Here is a 13930-nt window from a genome sequence, read left to right as displayed (position 1 = left end):
CCTTTTTGTATTTAAAAGATTACTTGCTAAGATTTACTTTACAGGCACCAGTATAGCCTTAGTTTGTGACAAGTATATGTCAAACTTATATTTTTTTTGGTATTTTTACAATATTTTATGATATTTTTTCAAATTTAAGCTATGGTTCCCTTTAATATCTTGTCCTTAACCACCTGTTTCATCTCATTTTTACCGCATACTTCCTTATGTCTTACCTCTGCATTCTTTATTTCAAGCGCTACCTTCGGAAGCTTATTGTCTGAAAGTTTTTCAAGCCCGGCTATCTTGTCCCATTCCGAGGCAAAGGTATCTGCCTTCTCTCCTTCAAGTGCCTTTAGGACACTTCCCGCAAATTTAAAGGGACTTGCGGTGGAAGCTACCAGGATTTTATTTTCGGAAATATTCTTATTTCTGTATTCATTTGCCACAAATACCGCAACCGCTGTATGGGTATCTATGACATAGCCTGTTTTTTCAAATACATATTTAATAGTAGAAAGGGTATCTTCCTCTGTGGCAAAACCTGCTTCAAAATCACACAGCGCAGCTCTCATAGTTTCATCTATGGTGTATTTTCCTGCATTTACCAGTTCTTTCATAAACTCAGCATTTTTAGCCGCATTATTCCCGGATAATTTGTAAATAAGCCTCTCCAGGTTGCTTGAAATAAGGATGTCCATACTTGGAGATATAGTAAGGGTAAATTCTCTCTGCCTGTCGTAAGTGCCTGTATTAAAGAAGTCGTAAAGTACTTTATTGGTGTTTGAAGCACAGATGAATTTCCCGACAGGAAGCCCTATTTCTTTGGCATAGCTTGCAGCAAGAATATTTCCAAAGTTACCTGTAGGCACACAAACATCTACAGCTTCGCCTTTTGCAAGCTTTCCTGCGGCATACATTTTCACATAGGAATACACATAGTAAACTATCTGAGGTACAAGTCTGCCTATGTTGATTGAATTGGCAGAGGAGAATACATAGCCCTTTTCCTTAAGTTCAGCCGCCAGCTCTTTATCTGAAAATATGGCTTTTACTCCGTTTTGTGCATCGTCAAAGTTGCCTTCTATGGCTACTATAGAAGTATTCTTACCTTTTTCGGTAACCATTTGCTGTTTCTGGAAAGGACTTACACCGTCTTTTGGATAAAATACTATAATTCCCGTCCCTTCCACATCCGCAAATCCGGCCAGGGCAGCCTTTCCTGTATCTCCCGAGGTAGCTGTAAGGATGATGATTTTCTCTTTAAGACCGTTTTTCTTGGCCGATGTTACCATAAGATACGGAAGGATGGAAAGTGCCATATCCTTAAAGGCCAGGGTAGGGCCATGGAAAAGTTCCAAATATGTAAGCCCGTCCGCTTCTTTTAAAGGAACTATCTCTTCTGTGTCAAATTTTTCATCATAGGCCGAAGCTATGCAGGATCTTAGTTCGTCTTCAGTAAAATCGGTAAAGAAAAGCTTCATAACCTCGTATGCTACTTCTCTGTAATTAAGCTTCCCGAGTTCCTCCAAGCTCTTGTCAAGTTTTGGGAATTTGTCAGGTACGTAAAGTCCTCCGTCAGGGGCTATTCCCCTAAGTATTGCCTGCGAAGCCGTAACCGCTTCCTTATCTCCTCTGGTACTTATATATTTTATTTCCATTTTCTACCTCCTTATTTTGTTTTGTATGATAGCATTTATGAGGGAATTTAGCAAGATGAATAGAGAATAGAGTTGATAATTTTTTAGAATAACAGGACGAGAAAATAACTGCTTGATAAGAAAGATGAAGCTAAGGTGACTATTGACTTTTTATGTAATGATGCCTTATAATACATATAGGCGTAAAGCTAAAAGCTATAATATGTTTCAATGAAACTCGAAAAACCCGGAAGCCTGAGAACTCCGGGTTTTTCTATTCCTATGTTTTACAAGGCGGCTTAATCCTTTTTAGGCCGGTTGCCCTTTTTCTTCTCTCTGTCCAACCATTTGCTTATATAGTTGGCAACTATACCAGCCATAACAGAGATAATAAATGCTATAATATACTCCAATGAACTCACCCCCTTTCTGTTGCTTGATTGGGGAGGCAACAGACGAATTTTAGCACAGATAGGGGAAGATTAATAGAGTATTTTTTTAGATATGACACTTAGTCTAATAAGTTAAACCGCCTTTAAAAACGAACACCCCGGAGAAGCCACTCCGGGGTGTTCGTTTTCTTGAATTTCATTGGAGTTGTTACAACATTAATACATTCTTATTGTAATCCATTCTAATCTTAAAAGTCAAATTCTTACTTATAGTTCACAATTTTTCCAAAATCAGCCTTAAGGCTTGCTCCGCCTACCAAAGCACCGTCAATATTCGGCTTTGTGAAGAGTTCCGCTGCATTGCCGGCATTTACAGAGCCGCCGTACTGGATACGAACCTTCTCAGCAGTATCATCATCATACATTTCTCTTACACAGTCACGAACTGCTTTACAGATTTCCTCAGCCTGCTCACTTGTGGCTGTCTTGCCTGTACCGATAGCCCAGATAGGCTCATAGGCTATTACAAGCTTAGCTACATCTGCCGCAGCAACATCCTTTAAGTCAGACTTAATCTGAAGTCTGATAAAATCAACTGCTATGCCCATCTCTCTCTGCTCTAAGGTTTCACCGCAGCAAAGAATAGGAGTAATTCCTGCCTCAATAGCCTTCTTTACTTTTTTGTTCAGAAGTACATCATCTTCTTTAAAATAATCTCTTCTCTCACTGTGACCGATGATTACATACTCTACACCTGCATCTTTAAGCATAGCTGCTGAAATCTCACCTGTGTAAGCACCGCTCTCCTCGAAGTACATATTTTCTGCGCCAATCTTAACATTGGTTCCCTTAACAGCCTCTGCTACAGGAACTATGTCAATAGCAGGTACACAGTAAACTACATCTACCTCATCATTTTTAACTAAATCTTTTAATTCATTTACTAATGCAACTGCCTCGCTGGGAGTCTTGTTCATTTTCCAGTTGCCTGCAATTATTTTTCTTCTCATTGTATTAACCTTTCAAATTATTCCGCTAACCTCATTTAATCCAAATTATTCACGAAACATCTTGTAAAATATCATAATCAAGCTGCAGGCTTAAAATTACGATATTTTACAGATATTTGCTAAGTATGAGATTAGCAGAGTAAATGTATTTTATTTTTTATTTATCGTTAGCTGCTGCTACACCCGGAAGCTCCTTACCCTCAAGGAATTCTAGGGAAGCACCGCCACCTGTGGAAATATGGCTCATCTTGTCGCCAAATCCCATCTGGTTTACTGCTGCCGCTGAATCTCCTCCACCGATGATGGTAGTTGCATCCGTCTCTGCAAGCGCCTTAGCTACCGCAAGTGTACCTGCTGCAAGTGTAGGATTTTCAAATACACCCATAGGTCCGTTCCAAACTACTGTCTTTGCAGACTTAACTTCATTTGCAAAAAGCTCTGCACTCTTAGGACCGATATCGCAACCTTCTCTGTCTGCAGGGAGACTGTCTGAATCATAAGTCTCTACTTCTACAGGAGCATCTATCGGGTTAGGGAAATCCTTGATTGTAACTGAATCAACCGGAAGAAGAAGCTTCTTGCCAAGCTTTTCAGCCTTTGCGAGCATTTCCTTACAATAATCAATCTTTTCATTGTCAACAAGTGAAAGTCCGATTTCCTTGCCCTGAGCCTTGAGGAAGGTATAAGCCATACCACCGCCTATAATGAGGGTATCGCATTTCTCAAGAAGGTTGTTGATTACGTTAAGCTTATCCGCTACCTTCGCACCACCGAGGATAGCTACGAATGGGCGCTTAGGATTCTCAACAGCATTTCCGAGGAACTCAATTTCCTTGTTCATAAGATAACCAACCACGCAGGTATCGATATACTGTGTAACACCTACGTTTGAGCAGTGTGCCCTGTGAGCTGTACCGAAAGCATCATTTACAAATACATCCGCAAGTGAAGCAAGTTCTTTTGAAAAAGCTTCACCGTTCTTTGTCTCTTCTGCTCTGTATCTGGTGTTCTGAAGAAGCACAACTTCTCCGTCCTTCATAGCTTCTACCGCAGCCTTTGCATTAGCACCTACCACTTCATCATCAGCTGCAAATTTTACAGGCTGACCAAGAAGTTCAGCAAGTCTTACCGCTACAGGAGCAAGCGAAAGCTCAGGCTTTGGCTCTCCCTTCGGCTTGCCAAGATGTGAGCAAAGAATAACCTTGCCTCCATCAGCTATAAGCTTCTTGATTGTAGGAAGGGCTGCTACAAGACGGTTTTCATCTGTAATCTTGCCTTCTTTAAGAGGTACATTAAAATCGCAACGTACTAATACTCTTTTACCCTTAACATTGATATCGTCAACGCTTTTTTTATTTAATCCTGCCATTGGTTTATTCTCCTTATTTTCCATTATGAAAAAAGCCACCGAGAGCCATTGCCCCCGGCGGCTTAACCGCATTTTATTTACTTCACAAACTTCTCGAAGTATTTAATTGTTCTAACCATCTGAGATGTGTATGAGTTCTCATTGTCATACCAGGAAACAACCTGTACAAGGTAAAGTCCCTCGCCGACCTTAGATACCATAGTCTGCGTAGCGTCAAAGAGTGAGCCGTATGTCATACCAACGATATCTGAAGAAACAATCTGATCCTCATTGTAACCAAAGGTCTCAGGATCTGAAGCCTTCTTCATAGCTGCATTTACATCATCTTTTGTGATTTCCTTGTCGCTCTTAACTACTGCATAAAGAAGAGTTGTTGAACCTGTAGGCACAGGAACTCTCTGTGCAGAACCGATGAGCTTGCCGTTAAGCTCAGGAATAACAAGACCGATAGCCTTAGCTGCACCTGTGCTGTTAGGAACGATGTTAGCTGCTGCTGCTCTTGCTCTTCTTAAATCTCCCTTTGGATGAGGTCCGTCAAGTGTCATCTGATCGCCTGTGTAAGCGTGGATGGTTGACATGATACCGCTCTGGATAGGCGCAAAGTCATTAAGTGCTTTTGCCATAGGTGCAAGGCAGTTTGTTGTACAAGAAGCTGCAGAAATGATATCATCCTCAGCCTTAAGATTCTCGTGGTTTACATTATATACGATAGTAGGAAGATCGTTACCGGCAGGAGCGGAAATAACAACTTTCTTAGCACCGGCATTGATATGAGCCTGTGACTTTTCTTTGCTTGTATAGAAACCTGTACACTCAAGTACAACATCTACTCCAAGCTCTTTCCAAGGAAGGTTGTTTGCGTCTTTCTCCTTGTAGATTTTGATTGTCTTGCCATCAACAGTAATGCTGTCCTCACCTGATGTAACCTTATCTGCAAGTGCATATTTTCCCTGTGATGAATCATATTTAAGAAGGTGAGCGAGCATCTTAGGATCTGTAAGATCATTGATAGCTACGATTTCTGAACCTTCATGTCCGAACATCTGTCTGAATGCAAGACGACCGATACGACCAAAACCATTAATTGCAACTTTAACTGCCATTTTAATATCCTCCTAATTTATGTGTTGATATTGTTTACCAAATCTATCTATTATTCTAACTTGAATAGAGAAAAATATCAAGTATCAATTCATTATATTTTGATATTTTTTTATCAAACTTTATCATGTTTTTTCATTTAAAATTAAAAATATGCGCCTGACAGGATTCGAACCTGCGACACCCGGCTTCGGAAGCCGGTGCTCTATCCGGCTGAGCTACAAGCGCATATTATTTCTTATACCATAGTTATTATTTTTTGTAAACACTTGATACTTTACTTTTTAATTTTTTTCAGCTATAATAGTGTGGCAATTTGCTACTGTAGCTCAGTTGGTGGAGCAGCTGATTCGTAATCAGCAGGCCGTCGGTTCGAGTCCGATCAGTAGCCTTTTTTATTTGTACTTTAAGCTTGATAAGCCAGACAAATTCAAGTAAATTTGCAAAGTCATTAGGAATTTAATCGCTTTATCCACTAATTCCTATTGTTTAAATCTCTTATAAACTGTGCTTCTATGACCCACTTCTATAATAGTAATAATTAACTTATCTTGCTCTATTTCACATATTATTCTATAGTTCTCTACTCTATACCGCCAGTAGCCTTTTTTGTCACCTGTCAGCGACTTACCTTTATCAAATGGGTTTGTGCAACCTATTAAATTATTTTCTATCCATTCTTTAATTAATATCTTGGCAGTTCTATCAAGCTTTTTAAGAAACTTAACAGCTTGCTTTGAATATTCCACACTATAACTCATTTATTCCCCCATTATCTCTGCCCAAGCATCATCATGTGAATAAGTAACAGGTTTTTTTACAAACTCCTTATGCGCTTCCTCTGCTGCCAACAAGTCAACTTTGTCCTCTATTATCTCTAATAGTGTTGTTTTAATGGCCTGTTCAATGGTTAAAGAATGTTGTTTTGCGTAATTTTCAAGTATGGCCTGTTCAATGTCGCTTAAATCAATAGTAACACTCATTTTATATACCCCTTTCTATTTAGCAAAATCATAACACAATGCAAATTAACAACCTATTATTATTCCGCCTTCCGCTGCATAAAGTGTAGCAATACCGCCTGTCATAACAATGTCTACTCTGTCGAACTTATATTTTTCTTCAATCATAGCTTTTATTTTTTCAGCTCTTTCAGGGCAGTTGCAATGAGAAATCACAAGCGCCTTACTTCCTGTTTTTTCAGCGTGTTTTGCAGCCAAGTCCGCAAGAATGCCGCAGGCTTTGTTGATTCCCCTTGCCTGATCTGCCTTAATTATATTTCCTTCTCCGTCTGTTGTCATAACAGGTTTTATATTGAGTGCCTCAGCTATAAATGCCTTGATTCCGGTAAGCCTGCCGTTCTTTCTCAGATTTTCAAGGGTTTCCAATACAAAAATAGTCTGTTTTTTAGAGTTAAGTTTTTCTACTTCTTTAATTGTGTCCTCAAACCCATGTCCTGCTTCCTTAAGCTCAATTATTTTATGTGCCAATAAAGCCTGCGAAGCTGCTGCTCCCTTAGAATCTATCAGGTAAACCTTGTTTTTTCCATGCTCCTCATGGTACATATCAATTGCTATCTTAGCTGAATTATATGAGGCAGATAATTTGGATGATATAGTTATGATGAAGATTTCATCTGCCTTATCAAAATGCTTCATATAGTCCTCAGGTGATGGGCAGGCTGACTTAGGGGTATCCGGATAGTTTTTCATCTTCTGAAGAAAATACAGTGCATCCAGATTGTCATCATCTACAAAGTCCTCATCTCCAAGTCTCAAGGTCAACGGAATCTTTATAACCTCTTCTTTTTCCTTTAATTCCTTAGTAAAATCTGTTCCACTATCGCACAAAATTAAATATGACATACGCTTCTCCTTGCATGTAGTTTTCAATACTACATATCATAGCATACGAAAACGCATATTTAAAGTTAAATTTTTATAAATATTTTTTGTTACAGGCTATCTCCTCTGCAAACGGTTAGGCTGAAGCAACAATAACGACTGCCCTACATGTACATAAACCCTTGAGAGTTTACATTTCTCAAGGGTTTATGTCATCAAAATGTTATTTTTTTAGCCATCACCATTATAGTCTAAGCAGTTACTCTTTGTAAAACTTTATAGTAAAATAGAAAATTTTGTAACTTTATTACCTCAAATCAATTGACTATCAAAAAATTATAATATAAAATTATTTTGTTGTCATACTCCAGACCGACAGCGGAAAGGGGGTGTGTATATGGAACTTATTACTTTTATAATTTCCGTTATGGCAAATGTGACTAGCTATCTCATTTGCAAATGGTTAGACGGAATTAATAATGACAACTAGCCTATATGTACAAGAACCCCTGAGAGCTCGCACCTCTCAGGGGTTTGTGTATATGTCACTTATTACTTTAGCTATCAACATTATAGCCTAAATAACTAATCTTTTCAAGACTTTATTTTACACAAACTTATTCAACCGCTCATCATACACATAGTCTATCTTGCCAAGTTTTTCTATGATATAACCTCTGTCTACCCCTACCTCCTTACAAAACTCATCAAGACTTGGATAAAAATCTCTAAGCTTTGTGTTTACATAACTTAAAAGTATAACTTCATCCTTTGGTAATTCCATTTCTCTCTCCTTCTAATCCTTTAATATCTTTATAAAAATTCTTTTATCATTTATACATTTTTGCTTAAATCCACATTTTTCAAGCAATTTTACAGCTCCAATATTTTCTTTATCAGTAACCGCTGTCAGCCTTAAAGCTTCAAGCTTATTCTTCGCATAATATGCTACGGCATCCAGTGCTTCTTTTCCTAAGCCCAGACCAAGTTTTTCTTTTCTGATAAAAAATCCTGCTTCATACTCTGCATTTTCTGTAGTTTTAAGCAAGTCGAGGCTTATAACACCTATCAGAATACCTGTCTTTTTTTCAAATATACCCCAGATACCAAAGTCATAGAATTTATAAACATTTTCCATATAAGCAAGCAGTTTATCTCTCTGCTCAGACTCAGATATCCTGCCGTCTTCCACAAATCTGATGATATGCTCCTGTCTGCTTATTTTTATCATTTCATCAACATCTTTTTCACTAAGTTCCCTTATTACGGTTCTTTCCGTATTTGCAACAGAACAAGGAATTCCGTTTTTATGACACCTGAGCTTGATTAGAAAATCGGTTTCCACTTCTTCAAAACTTTCTACTATAAGGTCAAATCCATAAGGCAAGCCTGTTCCCATATTTTTATCATATATAACAGTTGTAAGACCCGAACTGAGCAGCTCCTCACTACAGTTATCAGCGGAAATAAAAATTATTCCGTCTTTTTCTTCATATGCTAAATTTTTGATTACCGATTGCAAGCTAAACAAAAAAGAGGCTTGATGCACCCCGGTGTCTCCGGCGGAAGCAAAGTTATCAGTTTCATTACAATAGTCTGTTAATTGTTTAACTAATTTTGCTCCACAGTCCGGGAGTCTTTTATACTCAAGACAAACAATCTTATATTTTTTAAAATCTTTCAGTATTTTATGAACAAAATCAATCTCTTTTTCAGGCAGTCCTTCATAGCAGACAAGTACAAATTTCAACTTCTCCGTCATAGATTATTACCCGACCAGCATTTTTCTTATAAAATACAGCACAAGCAAATGAATCGGATAGAAAAAGTAAAATACATACTTAGGTATTTTGTAGTCTCCTCTTTGACCGTTGTAAAGCATAATCAGGATGACTGCCGGCAAACCGGGACTTTCTGTTATACCGCCTCTTGCAAAATCAAATTCAATAAACCAGAAAAGAACCGCAAGTCCCGCAAATATAAACTTTACCTTATCACCTTCGAATTTTTCATTGATTTTTTTAAGCAAACCGGGTATTTTTTCAAAATAATAAATATAAAGGATTAAATCAAGACCAAAACTATCATAATCTGATTTTATATAGCTCATAGGCATATACATAAGCTGTATGATTAAAATCTGTACGATTACATTGGTTGCAACTGCTTCAAATCTGTTAACTCCTTTTTCTTGTTTTTCTATGATTGCCTTCATTCTTTTATTAGTGGCATCAAGCAGGATTACCATAAGCAGCCCCATTGCAAGCGTGAAAAATACATTCTGTGAATTATACTCAAGTTGAAAGCCATTGTCCGAAAATAAGGAATCAAACGGCAATTCGGATATAAATGCCAGTAATATCAAACTCCCCAAATAGCGCCATTTATTACGTGTATGATAATATCCTTCCACTATCATAAAACAGAAAAGCGGAAATGCAATTCTTCCTATTCCTCTCCCTATATCATATATATAATCCATTTCAGTAGGAATAAAATAATAAAGGGCAACTGTAGTATGGTCTATAAGCATAGATATTATCGCAATTATTTTAAGTACAAATGATGTAACCTGCATTTATTTTCCTCCGGCTTTTATTTTCTCATTAAGTTCCGTAAGATAAAGCCATCTCTCTTCTTTATGTTCCAATTCTTTTTCCAGCTTTTCTTTTTCCGCCATAAGCTCACCCAGTTTTCCATACCTTGAAGCATTTTCCTCTATTTCCGCATCAAGCTTTTCTATAGCCTCGTTTAACTTTTCAATATCCTCGTCTATAGTCTCAAATTCTTTCTGTTCAGCATAGGTAAACTTAAGCTTGGTAGCTTTGTTCGCCTTCCAGTCCTTTTTCGCAGAGCTTTCTATTTTCTCTGCCTTCACTTCCTCTGTCTTAGGCTCTGCTTTTTCAAGATAATCGCTGTAACCGCCTTCATAAAGCTTTATACAGCCATTTTCAAATGAAAATATCCTATTTGCCACCCTGTCAAGGAAGTATCTGTCATGCGAAACTGTAATAACCACTCCGTCAAAGCTGTCAAGATAGTCCTCTAAAATTGAAAGTGTGGTTATATCAAGGTCGTTGGTCGGCTCATCTAAAATAAGGATATTAGGAGCTGAAATGAGGGTATGTAAAAGTGCCAGCCTCCGTCTTTCTCCACCTGAAAGTTTCTCTATCTTTGTATACTGCATAGCCCCTTCAAAAAGGAAACGTTCAAGCATTTTACTTGCTGAAATAGTGCCGTCTTTGGTCTGTACATATTCTGCTATATCTTTTGCCGATTCTATAACTGTCTGATTAGGGTTAAGTTCTCCCGAATCCTGTGAGAAATAGCCTATTTTTGCAGTCTGTCCTATGATAATATTTCCGCTGTCAGGCTTTACCTGTCCTAAAATTGTTTTTAACAGGGTTGACTTGCCTGAACCATTTTTACCGATTATACCTATCCTGTCAATCCTTCTAAACATATAGGTAAAATCGGTAAACAAAACTTTATTTCCGTAAGACTTTGAAATGTTGTCTATCTCTATAATCTGCTTTCCAAGACGGCTTGATACTGAATCAACTACTACTTCTTTATCCACTATAATCTTATCTCTGTTTTTAAGCTCTTCAAAACGTTCTATATGTGCCTTCTGCTTGGTTGAGCGTGCTCTTGCTCCCCTCATCATCCAGGCCAAATCCTTCTTATAAAGAGCGGCATTCTTTCTCTCGGTCGCAATCTCCATTTCTTCACGTTCTGCTTTAAGCTCAAGGTACTTCATATAACCGCCCACATAGGAATAGAGCTTTCCATGTGTAAGCTCTGCTATCCTGTTGGTTACTTGGTCTAGGAAGTATCTGTCATGAGTGATTATGAATAGTGCCTGTTTCATTTTTTTCAAATAATCCTCAAACCACTCCGACATAGCCGTATCAAGGTGGTTGGTAGGTTCGTCTAAAATAAGAATCTCCGCATCGTCCAGCAGGGTACGCACAAGGGCAGCCCTCTTTTTCTGTCCGCCTGAAAGTGTACCTACCTTAGCTTCCACATCATCTATTTCAAACTTTGCAAGCAGACTTCTTGCCTCACCTTCCGTATCCCAAAACTCATTTTTGGCTTTTTTGCCTTTAATTACTTCTGATATTACACTTTCGTTATCGTCAAATTCAGGATTCTGCGGAAGATAAGCTATACGAACCGCATTTCCCTTGGTAAGCTTACCACTGTCTGCCTCTTCCTCTCCTGCAAGGATTTTTAAAAGGGTGGACTTCCCTGTACCGTTTATACCTATAAGTCCTATTTTATCGCCTTCATTTATACCTAAAGAAATATTATCGAATAAAATCTTATCTGAGTTAAAACTTTTCGATATATTTTCTGCTGTAAGTAAATTCATATTTTCTCCTAAATCTATCTCAAATTATTAAAAAACCTCTTCTCACATATCCCCTCATTGTCACGTTCAGGAACAGTCTTATTCTAAATATAATTAAGAAGTTAAAAATTTCTGTCCTATAATATCATATATCAAACTTTGTTGTAAATATAGTAAGCTATATATTAAAAGACTTAAACTTCTAGTTTTAAGTGTGTGTTCCATTTATTCCAAGCTTATTACACATAAAGGTACCATTTATTCAAAACTTTTTATACATAAAACTACCGTTTTTTCAAAACTTTTTTCACATAAAACTACCGTTTTTTCAATATATCCTATTAAACAAAATAAAATCAGCCATACCTTAATAAGATATAAGCTGATTTTATTGATGTAAGGTTATTGTACTTCCTTACCATTTTACGCCTTAAATTTTTCAAGTAGTGGTGCTGAAAACTTTCGGTTAAAAAAGTCTATCAGCGGTCCCATAAAAAATGCGGTTATAAGAGTTCCAAGCCCCGGCAGTAGGCCACAGAGAGCTCCTATGATTACACAGATTAAGTCACTGCATATACGCATAATCCTGAACTGTTTACCTGTCCTCTTTGAAATAATAATCGGTATTGCATCATAGACTGAAACTCCCAAATCAGAAGTCATATACAGTGATGATGCAAAACACAGCACCACTACCCCTATAAGCAACATAACTACTCTCACAACAAGAGTCGGTTCAGGAATCATTACCGCAATATAATTATTTGCAAAATCTACAATATAGCCTGAAAAAAATAAATTTAAAATAGTTGCTATTCCAATATAATGCTTATCCAATATCAGAACTATAACAAGCATAATGAAACTTATCCCCATATAATAAGTTCCGTAACTAACCCCTGAAAACAGTCTTGCATGTGACCCCTGTGCAAAGCTCTGAAACGGATCTATTCCAAAAAGTGAATTCTTAAAAAATCCTACTGCTATTGCACATATTATTACTCCAAGCAATGTCATTATAAGTCTTGGCAGAAATTTTTCAGGAAGTTTTATTTTCATTATTCCTCCACCTGCTTCTTAGCCTGTGCAGCTACTTCTGTAATTCCGCTTACAAGTCCTGCAAGTCCCTGTATTTCAGATGGAATAATTATCTTGGTTGCCTTGCCGTCTGCTGCTCTTCCAAAAGCTTCAAGCCCTTTAAGCTTTATTACCTCGCTTGAAGGAGCTGACTCATTGAGAAGCTTGATACCGTCTGCATTAGCCTTCTGAACTGCAAGTATAGCCTGAGCCTGACCTTCCGCTTCACGGATAGTAGCTTCCTTCTTAGCCTCAGCACGAAGAATCTGAGCTGCTTTCTCTGCCTCTGCTTCAAGGATGGTAGACTCCTTATTTCCTTCCGCTACAAGGATGGCTGCCTTCTTCTCACCTTCTGCACTGGTAACAGCAGCACGTCTTTCACGCTCTGCCTTAGCCTGCTTCTCCATAGCTCCCTGGATATCAGGAGGACACATAATATTCTTAAGCTCTACTCTGTTTACCTTGATTCCCCAAGGATCGGTAGCCACATCAAGTACCTTGCACATATCTCTATTAATCTTTTCACGTGACGTAAGCGTTTGATCAAGTTCAAGATCACCGATTATATTACGTAGCGTGGTAACAGTGATATTCTCAATCGCCGAGATAGGGCTTTCCACACCATAAGTATATAGCTGTGGATCGGTTATCTGATAAAAAATAACGGTATCTATTCTGATAGAAACATTATCCTTGGTAATAACCGGCTGTGGTGGGAAATCTGCCACTTGCTCTTTTAACGTAACTTTTTTTGCTACTCTGTCAATGAAAGGCATCTTTACGTGTACACCTACGTGCCAGGTATCCTGATAACCACCCAGTCTTTCAATAACCAGAGCTGTTGCCTGTGGCACAATCTTGATACAGGATGCAAAAACCAAAATGATTACTATGGCTACTAAAGCCAGAGCAAAAAATGGTCCATCTATCATTCCTCCAAATGCCACTGCAATATTTGCCATGTTAAACAATTCGCCCATAAAAATACCTCTTTTCTTTAATTTTATATGTAAATGGAAAAACCATTACATCCACTCCAAAATATTATATCATAAGTACTAAGTTCAGTCTTCGCCAAAATCGGCTCGCCTTGCACAGCACTAGCACCTTCGGTGCGTCGTCACTAAATTCATGCTTCGCTTTACAGCTTGCATTCATTAAGTG

At 38.0% G+C, this 13930-nt stretch carries 13 protein-coding genes and 2 tRNA genes; 1 reads left to right on the top strand and 14 read right to left on the bottom strand.

The features are described 5' to 3' along the window. Nucleotides 1-134: 134 nt before the first annotated feature. From thrC to GCWU000282_RS08800, 5 genes are all read right to left on the bottom strand, one after another. Nucleotides 135-1640 (bottom strand): threonine synthase, encoded by a 1506-nt coding sequence (thrC, locus tag GCWU000282_RS08820; RefSeq protein ID WP_023354745.1) that lies wholly within the window; start codon nucleotides 1638-1640, stop codon nucleotides 135-137. Between the two features lie 634 nt (nucleotides 1641-2274). Beyond that, nucleotides 2275-3021: a triose-phosphate isomerase gene (gene tpiA, locus GCWU000282_RS08815; RefSeq protein ID WP_023354744.1), complete on the bottom strand. Its 747-nt coding sequence runs from the start codon at nucleotides 3019-3021 to the stop codon at nucleotides 2275-2277. A gap of 157 nt (nucleotides 3022-3178) precedes the next feature. Beyond that, the gene (locus GCWU000282_RS08810; RefSeq protein ID WP_035040129.1) at nucleotides 3179-4390 is read right to left on the bottom strand and encodes a phosphoglycerate kinase; all 1212 of its coding nucleotides are present in this window, start codon (nucleotides 4388-4390) and stop codon (nucleotides 3179-3181) included. Between the two features lie 77 nt (nucleotides 4391-4467). Next, complete coding sequence (gene gap / locus GCWU000282_RS08805; RefSeq protein WP_023354742.1) at nucleotides 4468-5493, bottom strand: type I glyceraldehyde-3-phosphate dehydrogenase; 1026 nt, start codon at nucleotides 5491-5493, stop codon at nucleotides 4468-4470. A 152-nt stretch (nucleotides 5494-5645) separates the two neighbouring features. Further along, nucleotides 5646-5719: transfer RNA gene (locus GCWU000282_RS08800), tRNA-Arg, on the bottom strand. 90 nt (nucleotides 5720-5809) lie between these two features. Between GCWU000282_RS08800 and GCWU000282_RS08795 the strand changes: the two genes are divergently transcribed. Next, nucleotides 5810-5882 (top strand) — tRNA-Thr (locus GCWU000282_RS08795). A gap of 91 nt (nucleotides 5883-5973) precedes the next feature. On the opposite strand, the gene GCWU000282_RS08790 is transcribed toward GCWU000282_RS08795, so the two are convergent. The 9 genes from GCWU000282_RS08790 to GCWU000282_RS08750 form a co-directional block, all read right to left on the bottom strand. Continuing rightward, nucleotides 5974-6252 (bottom strand): type II toxin-antitoxin system RelE family toxin, encoded by a 279-nt coding sequence (locus GCWU000282_RS08790; protein ID WP_023354741.1) that lies wholly within the window; start codon nucleotides 6250-6252, stop codon nucleotides 5974-5976. Beyond that, nucleotides 6253-6474: a type II toxin-antitoxin system RelB family antitoxin gene (relB, locus tag GCWU000282_RS08785; RefSeq protein WP_023354740.1), complete on the bottom strand. Its 222-nt coding sequence runs from the start codon at nucleotides 6472-6474 to the stop codon at nucleotides 6253-6255. A 45-nt stretch (nucleotides 6475-6519) separates the two neighbouring features. Continuing rightward, the gene (locus GCWU000282_RS08780; RefSeq protein WP_023354739.1) at nucleotides 6520-7356 is read right to left on the bottom strand and encodes a DegV family protein; all 837 of its coding nucleotides are present in this window, start codon (nucleotides 7354-7356) and stop codon (nucleotides 6520-6522) included. 586 nt (nucleotides 7357-7942) lie between these two features. Next, nucleotides 7943-8119 carry a DUF4250 domain-containing protein gene (locus tag GCWU000282_RS08775; protein WP_023354738.1) on the bottom strand — a complete coding sequence of 59 codons (177 nt, stop codon included), beginning with the start codon at nucleotides 8117-8119 and terminating at the stop codon, nucleotides 7943-7945. Nucleotides 8120-8131: 12 nt separating this feature from the next. Beyond that, nucleotides 8132-9097, bottom strand: a complete 966-nt coding sequence (locus GCWU000282_RS08770; RefSeq protein ID WP_023354737.1) for a GNAT family N-acetyltransferase — start codon at nucleotides 9095-9097, stop codon at nucleotides 8132-8134. 6 nt (nucleotides 9098-9103) lie between these two features. Then, entirely contained in the window at nucleotides 9104-9913 is an 810-nt protein-coding gene (locus GCWU000282_RS08765; RefSeq protein ID WP_023354736.1) for a TraX family protein, read from the bottom strand. Beyond that, a complete protein-coding gene (locus GCWU000282_RS08760; protein ID WP_023354735.1) occupies nucleotides 9914-11710 on the bottom strand; it encodes an ABC-F family ATP-binding cassette domain-containing protein in 1797 nt (598 codons plus the stop codon). Between the two features lie 402 nt (nucleotides 11711-12112). After that, nucleotides 12113-12748, bottom strand: coding sequence for a YczE/YyaS/YitT family protein (locus GCWU000282_RS08755; RefSeq protein WP_023354734.1), 636 nt, complete (start codon nucleotides 12746-12748; stop codon nucleotides 12113-12115). Continuing rightward, nucleotides 12748-13698 (bottom strand): SPFH domain-containing protein, encoded by a 951-nt coding sequence (locus GCWU000282_RS08750; protein WP_035040388.1) that lies wholly within the window; start codon nucleotides 13696-13698, stop codon nucleotides 12748-12750. The genes GCWU000282_RS08755 and GCWU000282_RS08750 overlap by 1 nt, the downstream gene beginning before the upstream one ends. Nucleotides 13699-13930: the final 232 nt, after the last annotated feature.

Origin of the sequence: Catonella morbi ATCC 51271, from assembly GCF_000160035.2 — a bacterium.
GTDB lineage: Bacteria > Bacillota > Clostridia > Lachnospirales > Lachnospiraceae > Catonella > Catonella morbi.
Note: the sequence above shows the minus strand (reverse complement) of the source record. Positions and strands in the feature narration are given on the sequence as shown.